The organism is Curtobacterium sp. VKM Ac-2889, assembly GCF_015350855.1.
GTDB lineage: Bacteria > Actinomycetota > Actinomycetes > Actinomycetales > Microbacteriaceae > Curtobacterium > Curtobacterium poinsettiae.
On sequence record NZ_JADKSC010000002.1, the window covers coordinates 561,056 to 578,401 of the forward strand.

General features: G+C 70.6%; 20 protein-coding genes. 16 read left to right on the plus strand and 4 right to left on the minus strand.

What is annotated here, in order from left to right:
* Window positions 1-58 precede the first annotated feature (58 nt).
* The 3 genes from ITJ50_RS08410 (at window position 59) to ITJ50_RS08420 (ending at window position 3,663) form a co-directional block, all read left to right on the plus strand.
* Window positions 59-2,248 (plus strand): MDR family MFS transporter, encoded by a 2,190-nt coding sequence (locus ITJ50_RS08410; protein ID WP_194590293.1) that lies wholly within the window; start codon window positions 59-61, stop codon window positions 2,246-2,248.
* A gap of 76 nt (window positions 2,249-2,324) precedes the next feature.
* Window positions 2,325-2,912 (plus strand): TetR/AcrR family transcriptional regulator, encoded by a 588-nt coding sequence (locus ITJ50_RS08415; protein ID WP_056072745.1) that lies wholly within the window; start codon window positions 2,325-2,327, stop codon window positions 2,910-2,912.
* Between the two features lie 328 nt (window positions 2,913-3,240).
* Entirely contained in the window at window positions 3,241-3,663 is a 423-nt protein-coding gene (locus tag ITJ50_RS08420) for a VOC family protein (protein WP_194590294.1), read from the plus strand.
* 31 nt (window positions 3,664-3,694) lie between these two features.
* On the opposite strand, the gene ITJ50_RS08425 is transcribed toward ITJ50_RS08420, so the two are convergent.
* Entirely contained in the window at window positions 3,695-3,964 is a 270-nt protein-coding gene (locus ITJ50_RS08425; protein WP_042537772.1) for a hypothetical protein, read from the minus strand.
* A gap of 94 nt (window positions 3,965-4,058) precedes the next feature.
* Between ITJ50_RS08425 and ITJ50_RS08430 the strand changes: the two genes are divergently transcribed.
* The 3 genes from ITJ50_RS08430 to ITJ50_RS08440 all read left to right on the plus strand — a co-directional run bounded on the left by ITJ50_RS08430 (window position 4,059) and on the right by ITJ50_RS08440 (window position 8,457).
* A complete protein-coding gene (locus tag ITJ50_RS08430) occupies window positions 4,059-4,934 on the plus strand; it encodes a DUF808 domain-containing protein (RefSeq protein WP_042537898.1) in 876 nt (291 codons plus the stop codon).
* Window positions 4,935-5,213: 279 nt separating this feature from the next.
* The gene (locus ITJ50_RS08435; RefSeq protein WP_042537774.1) at window positions 5,214-5,894 is read left to right on the plus strand and encodes a hypothetical protein; all 681 of its coding nucleotides are present in this window, start codon (window positions 5,214-5,216) and stop codon (window positions 5,892-5,894) included.
* A gap of 139 nt (window positions 5,895-6,033) precedes the next feature.
* A complete protein-coding gene (locus ITJ50_RS08440; RefSeq protein WP_194590295.1) occupies window positions 6,034-8,457 on the plus strand; it encodes an excinuclease ABC subunit UvrA in 2,424 nt (807 codons plus the stop codon).
* A gap of 54 nt (window positions 8,458-8,511) precedes the next feature.
* Here the strand turns inward: ITJ50_RS08440 and ITJ50_RS08445 are convergent, their stop codons facing one another.
* On the minus strand, window positions 8,512-8,667 hold the full coding sequence (locus ITJ50_RS08445; protein ID WP_155896774.1) for a hypothetical protein: 156 nt from the start codon (window positions 8,665-8,667) through the stop codon (window positions 8,512-8,514).
* 186 nt (window positions 8,668-8,853) lie between these two features.
* Between ITJ50_RS08445 and ITJ50_RS08450 the strand changes: the two genes are divergently transcribed.
* From ITJ50_RS08450 to ITJ50_RS08475, 6 genes are all read left to right on the plus strand, one after another.
* Window positions 8,854-9,360, plus strand: a complete 507-nt coding sequence (locus ITJ50_RS08450) for an ArsR/SmtB family transcription factor (protein ID WP_052481672.1) — start codon at window positions 8,854-8,856, stop codon at window positions 9,358-9,360.
* Between the two features lie 112 nt (window positions 9,361-9,472).
* Window positions 9,473-9,874, plus strand: coding sequence for a hypothetical protein (locus ITJ50_RS08455; RefSeq protein ID WP_194590296.1), 402 nt, complete (start codon window positions 9,473-9,475; stop codon window positions 9,872-9,874).
* 58 nt (window positions 9,875-9,932) lie between these two features.
* On the plus strand, window positions 9,933-10,601 hold the full coding sequence (locus ITJ50_RS08460) for a DUF5819 family protein (protein ID WP_156155286.1): 669 nt from the start codon (window positions 9,933-9,935) through the stop codon (window positions 10,599-10,601).
* Window positions 10,598-11,581, plus strand: coding sequence for an HTTM domain-containing protein (locus tag ITJ50_RS08465; RefSeq protein WP_194590297.1), 984 nt, complete (start codon window positions 10,598-10,600; stop codon window positions 11,579-11,581). Before ITJ50_RS08460 ends, ITJ50_RS08465 begins: the two co-directional genes overlap by 4 nt.
* Entirely contained in the window at window positions 11,578-12,408 is an 831-nt protein-coding gene (locus ITJ50_RS08470; protein ID WP_071251561.1) for a serine hydrolase domain-containing protein, read from the plus strand. The genes ITJ50_RS08465 and ITJ50_RS08470 overlap by 4 nt, the downstream gene beginning before the upstream one ends.
* Window positions 12,405-12,710 (plus strand): hypothetical protein, encoded by a 306-nt coding sequence (locus tag ITJ50_RS08475; protein ID WP_042537783.1) that lies wholly within the window; start codon window positions 12,405-12,407, stop codon window positions 12,708-12,710. The genes ITJ50_RS08470 and ITJ50_RS08475 overlap by 4 nt, the downstream gene beginning before the upstream one ends.
* A gap of 18 nt (window positions 12,711-12,728) precedes the next feature.
* Here ITJ50_RS08475 and mtnN read toward each other — a convergent pair whose 3' ends face one another.
* Complete coding sequence (mtnN, locus tag ITJ50_RS08480) at window positions 12,729-13,436, minus strand: 5'-methylthioadenosine/S-adenosylhomocysteine nucleosidase (RefSeq protein WP_082509451.1); 708 nt, start codon at window positions 13,434-13,436, stop codon at window positions 12,729-12,731.
* A 57-nt stretch (window positions 13,437-13,493) separates the two neighbouring features.
* A complete protein-coding gene (locus ITJ50_RS08485) occupies window positions 13,494-14,420 on the minus strand; it encodes a serine hydrolase domain-containing protein (RefSeq protein WP_194590298.1) in 927 nt (308 codons plus the stop codon).
* A gap of 92 nt (window positions 14,421-14,512) precedes the next feature.
* On the opposite strand from ITJ50_RS08485, the gene ITJ50_RS08490 reads away from it, so the two are divergent.
* The 4 genes from ITJ50_RS08490 to ITJ50_RS08505 all read left to right on the plus strand — a co-directional run bounded on the left by ITJ50_RS08490 (window position 14,513) and on the right by ITJ50_RS08505 (window position 17,290).
* Window positions 14,513-14,845, plus strand: coding sequence for a hypothetical protein (locus ITJ50_RS08490; RefSeq protein ID WP_194590299.1), 333 nt, complete (start codon window positions 14,513-14,515; stop codon window positions 14,843-14,845).
* 107 nt (window positions 14,846-14,952) lie between these two features.
* A complete protein-coding gene (locus ITJ50_RS08495; RefSeq protein ID WP_194590300.1) occupies window positions 14,953-16,080 on the plus strand; it encodes an NAD(P)/FAD-dependent oxidoreductase in 1,128 nt (375 codons plus the stop codon).
* The gene (locus tag ITJ50_RS08500; RefSeq protein WP_194590301.1) at window positions 16,080-17,102 is read left to right on the plus strand and encodes an arsenic resistance protein; all 1,023 of its coding nucleotides are present in this window, start codon (window positions 16,080-16,082) and stop codon (window positions 17,100-17,102) included. Before ITJ50_RS08495 ends, ITJ50_RS08500 begins: the two co-directional genes overlap by 1 nt.
* Window positions 17,099-17,290, plus strand: coding sequence for a hypothetical protein (locus tag ITJ50_RS08505; RefSeq protein ID WP_017886152.1), 192 nt, complete (start codon window positions 17,099-17,101; stop codon window positions 17,288-17,290). The genes ITJ50_RS08500 and ITJ50_RS08505 overlap by 4 nt, the downstream gene beginning before the upstream one ends.
* Window positions 17,291-17,346 lie beyond the last annotated feature (56 nt).

Genomic DNA, 17,346 nt, shown 5'->3' on the forward strand with positions numbered 1-17,346 from the left:
AGCAACAGATGTATCGTTGCGCGGTCTGCAAAGTTTCACAGCCAGAAAAAGGAGTTCGATGACCGCCACCGCACCCGTCTCGGTGCAGCACGGTCGGCACACCGCCGAGGCCCCCGCGGCCTCCGGAGGCGCCGGCCAGCAGCCGCTGATGACCCACCGTCAGATCCTCCTGGTGATCTACGGCCTGATGGCGGGCATGTTCCTGTCCTCGCTCGGCCAGACGGTGTTCGGCACGGCGATCCGCACGATCGGCGACGACCTGCACGGGCTCGACCAGCAGGCCTGGGTGACCACCGCGTACCTCATCACCTCGACGATCGCGACGCCGATCTACGGCAAGCTCTCCGACATCTTCGGCCGCCGTCCCCTCTACATCTTCGGCATCGTCGTCTTCATCCTCGGCGCCGTCCTGTCGTCGATGTCCACCTCGATGCTCATGCTCGCCGCCTTCCGCGCGGTGCAGGGCATCGGTGCCGGTGCGCTGATGTCGCTGCCGCTGGCGATCATGGGCGACATCCTCGCCCCGCGTGAGCGCGCCAAGTACCAGGGGTACTTCCTCGCCGTCTTCGGCATCTCGTCCGTCATCGGCCCGCTCATCGGTGGCCTGCTCGCCGGTTCCTCCGAGATCCTGTGGATCACCGGCTGGCGCTGGGTCCTGTTGATCAACGTGCCGATCGGTGTCGCGGCGCTGCTCATGGTCATCGTGTTCCTGCACCTGCCGAAGGTGCACGGCGCCGGCGACGCGAAGCCGAAGGTCGACTGGTGGGGCGCGACCGCCGTCATCGTCACCCTCGTGCCGCTCCTGCTCGTCGCCGAACAGGGCCGCATCTGGGGCTGGGGCTCCCCCGCCGCCATCGCCTGCTACGTCGTCGGTGTCGTCGGGCTGATCGGTCTGCTGCTCATCGAGTCGAAGATGGGCGACGCGGCGATCATCCCGCTCAAGCTGTTCCGCTCGGGCACGTTCTCGATGGCGACCGTCATCGGGTTCCTTGTCGGCTTCGCGATGTTCGGTGCGATGCTCACGATCCCGCTCTACCTGCAGATCGTCGTGGGGCTCACCCCGACCGAGTCCGGCTTCGCGACCCTGCCGCTCGTCGGTGGGCTGATGATCGCCTCGATCACCTCGGGTCAGATCGTCGCCCGCGTCGGCCGCTACCGGATCTTCCCGGTCATCGGCACCGCGCTCGTCTCCGCCGGCTACGTCGTCCTGACGTTCATGTCGATCGACAAGCCGCTCTGGTTCCTGATGATCGGCATGTTCCTCATCGGTCTCGGCCTCGGATCGGTCATGCAGTCGCTGACCCTGGCGTCGCAGGGCTCGGTGGAGGCCCGTGACATGGGCGTCGCCACGTCGTCCGCCACGTTCTTCCGCCAGATCGGCGGCACGCTCGGCACCGCCGTGCTGCTGTCCATCCTGTTCTCGGTGATGCCGGCGAACATCCTGACCGCGACCGCGAACCAGAAGGACCTCGGTCCGGCACTCGACGCCGCGCTCAACCCGACCGTCGCCAGCGCGAAGGCGAACCAGGGCGCCATGGACAAGATCTGGACGCCCGTCGTCACCCCGCTGACGAAGACCGTGCAGTCACAGCTCGACGCCGCCTCGGCCAAGGCGAAGCAGGCCGCCGACGCCGCGGTCACCGAGCAGGTCACCGCGGCCGTGCAGCAGCAGGTCGCCGCGGGTGCCGTGCCCGCAGCGGCAGCGCAGACCGTGATCGACCAGCAGGTCGCCGCGGCCACGCCGGCCGCCGAGCAGTCCGCCCTCGAGCAGGTCGCCGACCAGGCGCACGCCAGCGTGCAGGACGGCACCGTGTCCGTCGACTGGTCGAACGCTGCGCAGCGCTCCTACTGGGTCGACGAGCTCACCCCCGAGCTCGCGAAGAAGATCGACGACGGCAACACCACGAGCGACAGCGCCACCAGCACGAACGACACCTCGTTCCTGACCGGTGCCGACAGCCGCCTGACCCGGCCGTTCATGGCGGGCTTCAACGCCTCGTCCGTGACGATCTACTGGGTCGGTCTCGGCGTCATCCTGCTCGCGTTCGTGCTGACCTGGTTCTTCCGGGTGCCGCCGCTGCGCCAGCGTTCCGCGCTGCAGGAGCAGGCCGACATGTCCGCCGAGGCGCAGCTCGAGGCCGAGGCGGGCGCCGCAGCGGCCGAGGCCGGCTCGTTCACGGGCCCGATGACCGGGTCCGTTCCGACCGGTTCGGGTTCGACCGGATCCGCGCCGACGCACCGTCGGTGACCGACCGGGGCGTCCGCCCGTGCCCCCTTTCCGGGCGGGCGCCCCTCCCACCCACATCGATCCACCAGGAGTCCACGTGATCACCACCCCGGCAGCGGCTGCGGCAACGGAGCCGTGCACGCTGCGTGAACGGAAGAAGCAGCAGACCCGGCAGGCGCTGCACGACGCGGCACTGACGCTCGTGTCCGCGCACGGGCTCGACGGCGTGACGGTCGAGCAGATCTGCGCCGACGCCGACGTCTCGCCCCGCACCTTCTTCAACTACTTCTCGTCGAAGGCGCACGCGGCACTCGGGCTCGACTCGGTCGAGGTGCCGGAGCGCGCAGCGGCCTGGTTCGCCGAGGCCGACGGGGCCCTGGTCGCCGACCTGTGCACCCTGGTCGCGGCGACCGTGCCGCTCTCGCAGGACCGCAGGCGCATGAAGGAGCTGCTCGTGCTCCGGCCGGAGATGTCGTCGATGGTGATGCAGTGGATGGCCGAGTCGCGCCAGTCCCTGCTCAGCGTCGTCGGCACCCGCACAGACGCCCAGACCGCCCGCACCGCCGTGACCCTGGTGATGTCGGCACTCAGCGAGGTCGCGCACCGCGAGACCGTGCGGAGCAACGACGAGCTCGCCGACCGGCTCCGTGCGGTCGTGCGCGAGATGGCCGCGCTCGCGTCCTGAGGCGGGGGCGCAGGGCGTACCTGGCAGGAACTTCCCGCCAGGTACGCCCGTTTCCGCTTTCCAGCGCAGGCGCGGTGGGAAGGAGCGTCGCGCCGTGCGCGTGCCCCGGTGCCGGACGGGAGGCCCGTGGCGGCGTCCCCACGGGCCTCCCGTCCGCACCGTGGCCGGGTGCGAACACGCCGTCGTGTCCGCCCGACGCCGGGAAGTCGTCGAGACGCCCCCGTTTCCGGAGGCGTCTCGACGTGACGACGGCGTCTCCCAGCCGTCGCGCACTGGCACTGCTCGGCTGACGAACGCCCAGTCCGCACTCCGGAGTACCTTGCCGGGCATGCACACGACCGGACCCGCGCCGTACTTCCAGTTCGCCGGCACCGCCAGGCAGGCCCTCGAGCACTGGCAGCGAGTGTTCGGTGGCCAGGTGCAGATCGCGACCTACGCGGACTTCTCCCGCACGGACGGCCCGGCCGACGCCGTCGCGCACGGCCAGCTCACCGGCGAGCTGCAGCTGTTCGCCGCGGACGCGAGCGAGGGCGAGGGCGGGGGCGACACCCCGTTCTCGGCGACGGGGCTGCTCTTCTCACTGCTCGGCGCCGCGGAACCGGACGTCCTGCGCCGGTGGTTCGACCAGCTCGCCGAGGGCGGCACGGTCGTCGACCCACTGCAGCAGCGACCGTGGGGCGACTGGGACGGCACCGTCCGTGACGCCTTCGGGGTCGCCTGGCTGATCGGGTTCGAGGACTCGGCGCGCTGAGTCCCGCGCTGACTCCCGCGCGCAGCAGCGCCTACTGCTGGTCGGACGGCAGCAGCGGCGCCCAGAAGGCGTCGGGGCCATCGGCCTGCACGGCGTCCGGCTCGAACCGGAAGCCGTACTCGCGCACGAAGTCGAGTGCCGCGGCCCGCTCGTCCTCGGCGTCGTCGTGCGCTGCGTCGAACAAGTAGACGCCGTGGCCCATCGCGACACCGGCGTCGCTGATCACGGAGAGGTCCCAGCGGCCCTGCTCGGAACGCTCGATCCGGACGACGGCGGCCTGGGATGCGGTGAAGTCAGCCATGTCGCGAGCCTACGGACGCCCCGCGGCTGGCGTTCAGGATGCTCCGCGGCCACTACGCTGTGCACGGTCACAGGTCAGACGAGTGGAGAACACATTGTCAGTCGGATTGCTCGCCGTGGTGGACGACATCCTCTCCGCAGCCCTCAAGGCCAGCGCGAAGACCGCGGGGGTCGTCATCGACGACGCCGCCGTCACACCCCAGTACGTGCAGGGCCTGGAGCCCGCCCGCGAACTGCCGGTCGTCGGGCGCATCGCCCTCGGCAGCCTGTTCAACAAGTTCGTCATCATCATTCCGCTGGCCCTGCTGCTGACGGCGTTCGCCCCCGGGGTGCTGCCCTGGCTGCTGCTGCTCGGCGGCACCTACCTGTGCTTCGAAGGTGCCGAGAAGGTGACCGAGTGGTTCGGGGTCCACCACGAGGGCGGGTCCGACGAGGCCGTCACCGAACCGAAGCTCGTCTTCGGCGCCATCCGCACCGACCTCATCCTGAGCACCGAGATCATGCTCATCGCGCTGGCGGGCCTCGACCCCGACCTCGGGCTCTGGCCGACGCTCGGCGCCCTGATCGTGATCGGCCTGGTCATGACGGCGGTCGTCTACGGCGCCGTGGCGCTGCTCGTCAAGGTCGACGACATCGGCCTGCAGATGATGAAGAACTCGGTCCGCCGCACCCGCCGGATCGGTGCCAGGATCGTCCGCGCGATGCCGATGGTCTTCCGGGTCATCAGCGTCATCGGCACCGTCGCGATGCTCTGGGTCGGCGGACACCTGGTCATCGCGAACCTGGCCGAGACGATCTGGCACGGACCGTACGACCTGCTGCACGGGATCGAGCACGCGCTCGATGCCGCCGGCCCCGTCGTCGTCTGGATCGCCGACACGGCCGTGTCGGCCGTGGCCGGCCTCGTGCTCGGCATGGTCGTCGTCGGCATCGTGCTCGGCATCGGCCGCCTGCGCGGCGGGCAGCACTGACGCGACTGCGCGACGGACGGGAGGCCCGTGGCGGCCTGGCACCGCGCCTCCCGTCCGGTAAGGCGTCCTGACCCGCAGCAGCCGAAAGGTCACAGAGCGGTAACGACGTCAGATCCGTCCAAACCCTTCGCCAGAGGGTGCCGAATCACCTGCAACGACCGGGAACCACCCGGAGCGCTCACCAGCCGCACACCGCTGGTTCTCCACCCTGCACCAGGGTGTGTTCGGCGCGCACACAGCAGCCGCGCCGAGCGCGACAACAGCAAAGGACTGATCACGATGCGTAAGAGCCTCAAGACCTCCATCACCCTCGCCACCACCGGTGCCCTCGTGCTGGGCGGTGCCGCGTTCGGCATCTCCTCCGCCCAGGCCGCGACCCCCGCCATCCACACGGTGTCCTCGTCGTCGTCGAAGATCCCCGCACCGGTCGCTTCGGTGCCCGAGGTCCTCGGTGGCTCCACCGCCGTGAAGCTCGACTCCGGCTTCACCGACGCCCTCACCTCCCTCAAGCTCACCCCCGGCGTCTCCGGCACCGCCAAGCTCGCCGACGGGTCCGTGTCGTTCCCGATCACCGCCGGATCGGTCACCTACTGGTCCCCCGACGGCAACTACCGCCCCTACGTCCAGGGCCTGCTCAACCACGACGACTCCGGCCTGACCCTCAAGGGCGGCGACACCACCGTCACCCTCGAGAACTTCGTCGTGAACCCCGGCTCGTCCAAGCTCTACGGCGACGTCCTGGTCAACGGCAAGGTCGCCGTCAACAACGCGTTCCTGTTCGAGCTGCACGGCGGCTCCCTCAAGCCCCTCCAGCTCGAGGGCGACAACGCCATCCTGACCGGCACCACCGTCCACATCAGCGAAGACGCCGCCGGCCTGCTGAACAAGACCTTCGGCACCGACGCCGTCAAGCGCGGCCTCCTCGTCGGCACCGCCACCATCACCGCACAGATCAAGTAACACCCCCGCAACACCGCAACACCAGCACCACGCACGACACGGAGAGTCGCTCCGCCGATCAGGGCGGAGCGGCTCTTCGTCGTTCCCGGTTCCGCCGGCGGCACTGCTTCTCCCAGTGGCCGAGCCTACGATCGAGCGAATGCCCGCTCCTCGCTCGACCAAGACCGACGACCGACCCGGGCCGGACGACTTCATCCGCGTCCGTGGTGCCCGCGAGAACAACCTGCGCGACGTCGACGTGGACATCCCCCGCGACCGGATCGTCGCGTTCACCGGCGTCTCCGGGTCCGGCAAGTCCTCGCTCGCCTTCGGCACCGTCTTCGCCGAGGCCCAGCGCCGGTTCCTCGAATCCGTCGCCCCGTACGCACGGCGCCTGATCGCGCAGGGCTCCACCCCACACGTCGACTCGATCACCGGACTCCCGCCCGCCGTCGCCCTGCAGCAGCGTCGCGGCGCCCCGAGCTCCCGCTCCACCGTGGGCACCATGACCACGCTGTCGAACTCGATGCGCATGCTCTACTCGCGCGCCGGTACCTACCCGTCCGGCGCGGACCGGCTCGAGTCGGACTCCTTCTCACCGAACACCGTCGCCGGAGCCTGCCCGCGGTGCCACGGCATCGGGACCGCGCACGAGGTCACCGAGGCCTCGGCCGTGCACGATCCGTCGTTGAGCATCCACGACGGTGCGATCACCGCGTGGCCCGGTGCGTGGCAGGGCAAGAACCTGCGGGACGTCACCGCGGTGCTCGGCTACGACATCGAGCGCCCGTGGCGTGAGCTGTCGCGTGAGGACCGTGACTGGCTGCTCTTCACCGAGGAACAGCCCGTCGTGCAGGTGCAGCCGAAGCGCGACCGCGTGGCGAAGCCCTACAAGGGCCGGTTCTGGAGCGCCCGCCAGTTCGTGCTGCACACCCTCGCCGACTCGCAGAGCGAGACGCAGCGCAAGAAGGTGCTGCAGTTCGTCGAGTCCGGCCCGTGCGGGCTGTGCGGCGGAACGGGTCTGACCCGTGCGGCCCTCGCGGTCACGATCGGCGGCCACTCGATCGCCGAGCTGAACGCCCTGCCGCTGACCGGCCTGGCTGACGTCCTGCGCCCGATCGCCAGCATCACCGACGCGGCAGCGGCGACGTCACGGGCGTCGTCCGGCGAGCACACCGAGGTCGCCGTGGCGATCTCCCGCGACCTGCTGACCCGCGTCGACGTCCTGGTCGGCCTGGGGCTCGGCTACCTCGCGCTCGACCGCGCCACGCCGACGCTCTCCCCCGGTGAGAGCCAGCGACTGCGGATCGCGACGCAGCTGCGCTCCGGCCTGTTCGGTGTCGTCTACGTGCTCGACGAACCGAGCGCCGGGCTGCACCCCGCCGATGCCGAGTCCCTCGTCGACGTCCTCGACGACCTGCGTGCCGGCGGCAACAGCGTCTTCGTCGTCGAACACGACATGAGCATCGTGCGCCGAGCCGACTGGATCGTCGACGTCGGTCCCCGTGCGGGCACCGGCGGCGGCACCGTCCTGTACAGCGGCCCGGTCGCCGGCCTGGCCGAGGTCGAGGCGTCGGTCACCCGGCGCTTCCTGGAACCCCGGCAGCCGACCGCCGACCGCGCCGTCCGGACCCCGATCGGCACGCTCGAACTCCGCGACCTCACCCTGCACAACCTCCGGGGGCTCGACGTCGACCTGCCGCTCGGTGTCCTCACCGCGGTCACCGGGGTCAGCGGGTCCGGCAAGTCGTCGCTCGTCGGTGGCGTGCTGCCCGGCGTCGCGACGTCGCACCCGCTCGTCGACCGCGTCGTACAGGTCGACCAGAAGCCGATCGGCCGGACGCCCCGCTCGAACCTCGCCACCTACACCGGCCTGTTCGACGCGGTCCGGGCCGCCTTCGCCCAGACCGACGAGGCGAAGGCCCGCGGTTGGGGTGCCGGGCGGTTCTCCTTCAACGTCGCCGGCGGCCGGTGCGAGGTCTGCCAGGGCGAGGGGTCGGTGTCCGTCGAACTGCTCTTCCTGCCCGGCAGCTGGGCCCCGTGCCCCGAGTGCCACGGCTCCCGCTACACCGCCGAGACGCTCGAGGTCCGGTGGAACGGGGCGTCCATCGCCGACGTCCTCGGCATGACCGTCGACGAAGCGGCGCCGTTCCTGGCGTCCCTGCCGGCAGCCGGACGCGGACTCGAGACCCTCCGCGAGGTCGGTCTCGGCTACCTGCGCCTCGGTCAGCCCGCTCCGGAGCTGTCCGGCGGCGAGGCGCAGCGCATCAAGCTCGCCACGGAACTGCAGCGTGCGCGGACCGGCCACACCCTGTACCTGCTCGACGAACCCACCACCGGCCTGCACCCGGCCGACGTCGAGCTGCTCACCGCCCAGCTCGCCCGCCTGACCGACGCGGGCAACACCGTCGTCGTGGTGGAGCACGCGATGGACGTCGTCGCGAGTGCCGACCACGTCATCGACATGGGCCCGTCCGGCGGTGTCGAGGGTGGCCAGGTGGTCGCCTCCGGCACGCCGGCCGAGGTTGCCGCGTCGACCACGAGCCGGACCGCGCCGTACCTGCGGGACCAGCTCGGTCGCTGACGCAGAAGTGCCCGCCAGGATCGCTCCTGACGGGCACTTCGTGGCTGCCGCTGGTTACCGCTGGACCGCTTCCGGCGCGTCGTCGCGGAAGAAGTCGCTGCCGCTGTGCGTGTAGCCGACCTCACCCGTCCGACGCCACTGCTTGCGGACGCGCTTGAAGGTGGTGATGCGTGCTGGTTCGACGTTCTCGTCGCTCGTGTAGGCGCTCATGGCTGATCTCCCTGTGTGATTAACCGTGGTTCCTCGGCCCCCCGAAATGGAGGCTAGCGAGGGCCTCGGAGCCGAGTTCGCGATCCGCCCTGGAACGTCCGTGGAACGCAATACCGGTCGTGCCGAGAGCCGGATCGCGCCCCTCCGGCACCGGGGTGCTCGTCCACGCCGAACTAGGATCCCCTCATGACCGGCGAGACACCCGACGTCGCGACGTCACTCGCGGCCATCAACGAACGGCTGACAGCGCTCGAGGCGTTGGCAACCGACCGGCGGGGTGACGACGACACCGCGTCCACGTTCTGGGTGCTCGACGGGCTCCGTCGGGCGGAATCGCCGTCCGTCGTGTACGCCGGCCTGGTGCCGACCTCTGACAACCGCCAGACGGAGTGGCAGGTCGGGTCCGCGGTTGGCGATCTGGAAGCGCTGCAGTGGGACTCCCTCGCACCGGGCATGGCGGCACTCGGCCATCCGCTCCGGCTCCGGATCCTCCAACTCGTGCACAACGGCGAGGACCGCGTCGCAGACCTCGCCGCAGCACCGGGCATGGGTACCACGGGACAGATCTACCACCACGTGCACCTCTTGGCAGATGCCGGATGGCTCGTGCCCGCGGGACGGTCTCGCTACGCGATCCCCGCCGAGCGGATCGTCCCCCTCCTCACGCTCATCGCGATCGTCGCTCCCGTTTGAACAAGTGACGATCTGCCTCTTGCCCTCTGGTGCAGCGCATGGCTAGATTACGGTTCATTCGGATGTTTTCTGAAAATCCGTACATTGCTTGGGGGGCAAGCAGCATGTGCACGTGCGTGGGCACCCCGAGCTCGAACCGCTGATAAACGGCGGAAGGGAAAGCTCGGAGATGAAGAACAAGAATCGCAGGGTCCTCCTCGGAGGAGTTGCCGTGGCCGTGGTGATCGGTGCGGGATCGATCGGAACCTCAGCAGCAACCGCGGCAGACACCGCAGAACGGTCGGTCGTCGCGCAGGCTGCGTCGGTCGGCACGCCAGCCAAGAGCAGTGCTCAGCCTGCTGCGCCGGTCGCCGTCGCCACCGCACTCGCGCGAGGGTTCACCGCTGCCAAGGCTCCGCAGGCGGTCTCGCAGGCAGCACGTCAGGGGTCGTTCCTCCAGGGACTCGGCTTCCTCGCCTCGACGCCCGTGAACGCCGACGCGAGTGCACTGCAGGACGCGTACTTCGACCGTTGAGCAGTCGCCGGGCGGTGAGCATGGAGCTCGCCGCCCGGCCTCCCCAAGGAGACCCCCAATGCCAACTGACCTCGATCAGCCGGAGAACCGCCCTGTGCGCCGCCGCCTGCGCGGTGCTGCGGTCGCGCTGAGCCTCGGAGTGGTCACACTCTTCGTCGGCTCTGCGCTCTTGCTCGCCGGACCGACCACCCCGCTGACGTTCCGGTTCGCCGGTCCGGTGAGCACCGTCATGCTGCCCCACTTCCCGCAGAACTGGAGCCTGTTCGCGCCGGACCCCCTCAGCGAGGAACGTGGGTTCGCCGCACGCTTCCGCTGCGAGGACGGATCAGAGACCAAGTTCGAAGACGTCACGACCGAGGTGATCACGGCGCTGCAACGGCAGCGCGTCTTCCCCAGCAGGGAGTCCCGCATCATCGGGAACGGGATCCTCGAACGGTTCAAGGAAGACCCGATCCTCAAGGACATCCGCGCCGAGGGAGACGAGCGTGTCCTCGACTCCACGACCGCGGAGGAGATAACCGCTGAAGAGACCGAGGCGCAGGAGCGTGCTCAGATGATGCTCGCGAGGTACAGCGTCGGTGTCCGACCGGACGCCTGCGGCGGCGATGCGGTCCGCGCGGTCGAGCTGCGTTACGTGTTCCACGTTCTCCCCGGTTGGTCGAGCAGGCGGGACCTCAGCGCAACAGGAGACGTGACGTACTTCGACTCGGGATGGACGCAGCTGTGAGCGCGATCCGAGGAGCACTCGTCCAACTGACCGTCTGGATGACCGCGGCTCCACGAGCAGCCACTGCCCTCGCCGTCCTCCGGATCGTCGTCGGCGTGCTGGCACTCGTCTACTACCTCCGCGACTACGGCCAACGGCACCTCTTCTTCGGGCCGGACGGCGTCTACGGGAGCGCTGCCGTCGCCGCGACGACGCGGGAGCTCGGCACCTTCAACCTCTACTCGCTGTCCGACTCGCCGGTGTACTTCGAGGTCGTCTTCCACGCTGCGATCCTCGCCGCGGCCGCTGTGACCATCGGCTTCGGCGGCCGCTGGGCGATCGCGGTCCACTACGTGCTCCTCTGGTCCACCTACGGCCAGAACCCGGCGCTGCTGGACGGGGGAGACAACCTGCAGATGATCGTCGTCCCCGCACTGGTGCTCACCGAGTGCACTTCCCGACTGGGCGTGCACATCCGGCCGCGGGTCAGCACACCCGGACTCGTCCGTTCGACCCTGCACAACACCGGTCTCCTGCTCATCGCCGGTCAGATCTGCGTCGTCTACCTGATGTCCGGCCTCTACAAGGTGCAGGGCCCGCTCTGGCAGGACGGGACGGCGCTCTACTCGATCCTCCGAGTGCCTGACTTCTACTTCCCGGGGGTCACGGAGCTGCTCTTCGCCTCCGACACGCTGCTCGTCCTGGGTGCGTACGGAACCGTCCTCAGCTCGATCGCCTTCCCGGTGCTGATCATCTTCCGACGAGGCCGTCTCCCGGCCGTGCTCATGATGACCGCGTTCCACCTGAGCATCGCGTTCTTCATGGGCTTGACCGCCTTCGCTGCGATCATGGTTGCCTGCGACCTGGTCTTCGTGAGTGGGCACGTCGAGCGCGTGCTCGTCCGAGCGCGTTCATCCATCGGACCGCTCCGCTTCGGCCCCAGCGGGGTGCGGGGTTCGACACCAGTTCCCGACACGACCAGATCAGGAGTACGAGCGTGACCGCTGCGAACCGAGCCGTGATCATCGACGCAGGGGGCGACGTCACCGCCGACCTCGGAGATCACTACGAAGCGGACGCGCTAGTGGAGTGGGCGAGCGTCACGAAGACCGTGACCGCCGCCGCCGTGCTCGTCCTCCTCGCTGAACGGGACATCCCACGGGACACCCCCGCCCGGGACCTGTTGCCGGACGTCCCCGACGACGCCACCTACACGGTCGACGACTTGATCCGACACCGCTCGGGCCTGCCCCGGGTGCACCAGGGCATGTCGGCCGGGGTCGTCGGCGATCCGTACGCGGACGTGTCCGAGGCGGACATCACGCGCGCGCTGCGCCAGACCCCGACGACACCGGGTGAGCGGGACTACTCCAACCTCGGCTACGCGGTGCTCGGTCGGCTGCTCGAGCACGTCGCGCAGGAAAGATGGTCCACGGTCGTCGAGCGGACGGTCCTCGCTCCGCTCGGCATCACCAGCGCCACCCTCGACCCGGCACCCGACCGACGAACGCTGCTCCGATCGTGGCGGGGCCGCCCCCGTGAACCCTGGACCATCGGATCAGGTCCCTACGCACCGGCCGGCGGGATCTGGTCGACCATGTCCGACCTCCTGCGGTTCGGCGTGGGGATCGGACGCATCGAGCCGGACTTCCTGGCGTGGGAGCACCGCGACGGGCTGATCTGGCACAGCGGGCAGACACGGGACGCCGGCGTCTGCCTGCTCCGTCACGGCGACGTCACGGTCGCGTCGCACGCCCTCGGCGCAGCGCCCGGAGCTGCTGACCGGCTCGCCGTCCGACGCCTCCGTGCCGTGGGAGTCGTCGCGTGAGCGGCGGCACTCGGGCCGGCGAGGTCCTGCAGGTGGCCCTGGAGGACTCCCGGCAGAGCTCGTTCAAGCGTCTGGCCCGGACCACGGCGGCATTGGCCCTGGCCGCGATGGGCGGTGCCGGTGAGGACTTCCTGCCGAGCTTCGACCTGGTCGTCCGCCGTCGTGACGACGGCGCGGAGGTCCTCCGGACGCGAGCCGGAGACGCGGATCAGGCCGAACGGCTCCTCGAGACCGTGGAACGAGACCTGAACGAGAAGGACGTCACGACGTTCGTCAGCGAGTGGCGCGTCATCGAGCGCTGAGGGAGCGCGCGGGCGGACTCAGGAACGCAGGCCGAGCACCAGGTCGTGGACCACGCGCGCTGCGCGCGCCGCGGCGTCGTCCAGGTGCTCACGGAACTCGGCACCGTCCGGCGCGCAGAGGTCGCTGATGCACCGGACCGACACGAACGGCATGTCGTGCACGTGGGCGAACTGCGCGATCGCCGCCGACTCCATGTCGACCGCGGCCACCTCGGGGAACGCGACCCGGAGAGTGCGGGCGCGGCCCTCGGTGACGAAGACCTCGCTGGACCCGATCGTCGCCGACCGCAGTGGCCACGCGATGTCGGCCCCCATGGCGAGCTCGACGAGCCGGGCGTCCGGCGCGTAGCCGGTCGGCATGCCGGGGACCTGGCCCAGGGCGTAGCCGAACGCCGTGGCGTCGGCGTTGAGGTTGACGTACCGGTCGCCGACCAGGACGTCACCGATGGCGACACCGTGCATGAGCCCGCCGGCGGTCCCGACGCTGATCACCGGGATGCCCGGACCGAAGTCGTGGAAGCCGTGGGCGACCGCGGCCGTGGCGTTCGTGAAGCCGATGCCGCTGCGGCGCACGACGACCGTGGCGCCGCCGATGTCGAGCAGCTGGTGCGGGTCGTGGCCACCGACGGGGCCGTCGAGCACGGGGACACCGCCGAAGAGGTCGGCGAAGGCCGAGACCTCTTCGCTCATGGCCGCGATGATGATCGCGACGGGTTGCTGCTGCACTGACCGATCCTCCCACGCCGGGCGAGCTCGGACGTGCAGGTCGGGTCGTCGGAACCGCTAGGGGCGGGGGACCTGCCGGGACAGCTCGTCGGCGACGAAGGCGGCGAGCGCGTCGGCGCCGGGGTGGTCGTCGGCGGTGACGGTGACGACGGTGCCGGTGCCGGTGTCGCCCTCGGTCTGGTCGAACAGGAGCATCTGGCCGTACGCACCGTGCAGCCGCCAGAGCCGCCCGGGGCCACCCCACCCGGCCATGGCGTACCGCTCGTAGCCGGGGCCGGTGCCCTCGCGCTCCACCCAGTCGGTGTGCATCGCGTCGCACCACCGCGCGCTGACGATCCGCTGTCCGTCGATGATCCCGCCGTCGCGGATCAGGCGTCCGATGCGGGCGAGTTCCTCGGTGCGGAGCGCCAGCCCCTCACCGCCGGCGACGAACCCGTTCGGGCAGCGTTGCCAATCGACGTCCTGGATGCCGAGCGGCGCGAACAGCCGCTCGGAGACGAACGCACCGACGTCGCCGACCCGGGTCTCGAGCACGCGCATCGCCGTGTAGGTGCTGGCGTTCGCGTACTGGAACACCCGGCCGCGGGACGGTCGCCGCAGGAACTCGGCAGCCAGGTCCGGCCAGTCCGTCAGCTCGGTCGCCGACCAGGGCATGTCGATCCCGCTGGTCATGGTGAGCAGGTGGCGGAGGGTGACCCGGTCGACGCCGTCGCCGAGGGCGAGGCCGGTGCCGGTCAGGTACCTGGCGATCGGTTCGTCGACGTCGACCAGGCCGTCGTCGGCGGCGATGCCGGCGGCCAGGACGCAGACGCCCTTGGCGACGGAGTGGACCTCGCGTCGGACGTCGGGGGTCCAGCGGTGCTCGGCGACGTCGTCGGTGTCCGTCGCCCCGGTCCGCGTGCGCACGTGGATGCCGTGTGCGGCGAACCCCGTCGCGTCGACGTGGGCGACGACGGCGTCGAGGATGGTCGCGGCGGTGTGCACACCCCATCCTCTCGTGGCCGAGTGGTATGCGCCGCCGCTCGTGTCCGAGCGGCTGCGGGCACGGGCAGGGTCCGCCGCGTACCGTCCGGCTCGTGTCCGACGAACAGCCCCGCCGCCCCGATCCCACCCGCGTCGGCGACCAGCCCGCGCTCCGCACGGCCTCGGGCTCGAACTGGCTCGTGTGGGGCGCCGTCACGGCCGTGATCGTCGCCGCCGTGATGGTGCTCATGGCGATCCGGGCGCCGGCGATCGGCTGGCCCGCCCTGGTGCTCGTGGCCCTGTTGCTCGTGACGATGGTCGTGGTGCGAGCCGCCGTCCGGCCGAAACGGGCCCGACTCGTCACCCTGGCCGTCCTCGACCTCGGCATCGTGGTCGTCGGGCTGGTGGCGGCCCTGGCGGTGCTGTACTCGTCGCCGGTCGGCTGATGCCACGATGGCATGTTGATAACGGTTCTCACTAAGATGGTGCGCATCGGTCACAGCACGGTGGCCGTTCCACCGACGCAGCCACAGCTGCTGGGAAGACCGACCCCATGCCAGCACCACACCCCACCGAGACCCTCGATGCCCTCGTGGTCGGAGCCGGACCGGCCGGCATCGGCACCGGCCTGGCGCTCCACGCCGTCGACGGCCTGCTGTTCGGCGTCGTCGACCGCGGCGTCGTCGGGGACACGTTCCAGCGATGGCCGGAGCACCAGCGGTTCCTGACACCGTCCTTCACCGGCAACGGGTTCGGGGCCACCGACCTCAACGCGGTCCACCCGCGCACCTCACCCGCCTACAGCCTGGCGACGGACTACCCGTCGGGGCCGGAGTACGCCCGGTACCTGCGTGGCGTCGTCGCCGCCTTCCACCTGCCGACCCTGCCGGACACCGAGGTCGAGCACATCGAGCCGGACGACGACGGCTTCCGCGTGGCCACCAGCCGCGGCCCCGTCGTCGCCCGGAACGTGGTCTGGGCCGGCGGCGAGTTCTCGGACCCGACCCTGCCCCGCTGCGCCGGTACGTCGCTCGGAGTGCACGCCTCCGCCGAGGCAGCCTGGGTGGCACGGCCCGGGCACGTGGTGGTCGTGGGCGGGTTCGAGTCCGGCATCGACCTGGCGTGCCATCACGTCGAACAGGGGGCGACGGTGACGGTCGTCGACCCGTCCCACCCCTGGGACGCCGGCAGCGGATCGGACCCCTCGTTCCGACTCGCCCCGCGGACCCGCCAGCGGCTCGCCGTCGCGCGGGCCAGCGGACGCCTCACCCTGGTCGACGACGGCCAGGTCACCGGCATCAAGCGGTCCGGCGACGGTTTCTCCGTCGGGGTCGCCGGACGAACGGCCCTGGTGGCGGACGCACCACCGATCCTCGCCACCGGGTACGGCCCGGGGCTCGGGCCGGCCGCGAGCCTGTTCGACACCCGCGCGGACGGGTGGCCGCTGCTCACCGAGGACGACGAGTCGACCACCACGCCCGGGCTCTTCCTGGCCGGCACAGCGCTCCGGCACGGTGGGCTGCAGTTCTGCTTCGTGTACAAGTTCCGGCAGCGGTTCGCCCACGTCGCCCGCGTCATCGGCGAACGGGCCGGACGTGACTGCGGTGCGCTGCAGGAGTGGGACGACGCCGGGATGCTCACCGACGACCTGAGCTGCTGCGGTGTCGAATGCGCGTGCTGATGCCGGCACAGCGGCCCGCCCGCCCCGCCGGTGCACGACTCTGGGCCACCCCCGCGATCGTCGGCGGTGCCATCCTGCTCGGGTCGGTGATCGGCGGCGTCTCGCCGTCGAGCGGTGACGCCATGGGCTCCGTGGTGGACCTGCTGGTGATCACCCTGGTCGTCGCCCTGTTCGTCGACGTCCCGCTCCACCGCCTGCCCCGGACACCGGGCGCGTGGAAGGTCATCGGCATCGCCTGGAGCATGAACTTCCTGCTCGCCCCGCTCGTCGCCTTCCTGCTGACCCGCGTGGCCCTGCCCGGCCACCCGGCCGTCCAACTCGGCGTGATGCTGTACTTCCTGGCGCCCTGCACCGACTGGTTCCTGGCGTTCACCCGCCTGAGCGACGGTGACACCGCCGTGGGCGCGACCCTGCTGCCGATCAACATGGTCACCCAGCTGCTCCTGTTCCCGGTGTGGATCACGGTCCTCGGCGGCAACGCCGGCATCGATGCCGTGGGAACCGTCGGCACCCTGCTGCAGTGGTTCGTCCTGCCCGTCGCGATCGCCGTGGCGATCCGCCTCGGCACCGCACTGCTGCCGACCGGCACTCGAGCCCGCGCCGCGGCGCTGCCCGGCCGGGCGATCCCGTGGATCGTCGGGGCGATGGTCGCCGGCCTCTTCGCCTCGCACATCCGGCTGCTGCTGGCGAACCTGCCGGTGTTCGTCGCCGTGCTGGGGTGCGCAGTGGTGTTCTTCGCCGTCATGTACGTCGCCGCCGAGTCCGCGTCACGCCTCGCCGCCCTGTCGTACCCGAGGACAGCACTGCTCGCGATGACGACGGCGGCCCGCAACGCGCCCCTGATGATCGGGCTGACGAGCGCCGCGCTCCCCCACCAGCCCCTGGTCACCACGGCGATCGTGGTCGGGATGCTCGTCGAGTTCCCGCACCTGCTCGCGGTGCGGCACCTGCTGCTGCGTCGGCGACGTGGTCAGCGCACCGGGCGACGCCTGCGCGGCACCGCAGCGTGGGGGCACCCGTGACGCACCGGGTCCGGCTCGTCGTCGTGCCGACCGAGCGGCGGGTGATCGAGACCGAGCACGACGACCGGCGGACGGCGCTCCTGCTCGCGCTGGGCCAGGTGCCCCTCGGGTACACGGTCACCGACGTCGACGTGCTGCCGGAGCACGAGGACACCGAGCACGACCCCGCGGAGCCGGGCCGACGCTGAGCGGGGCGCTCCGACGGCGCTGGTACGGCCCGAGACGGTCACGATGCCGGACGGGA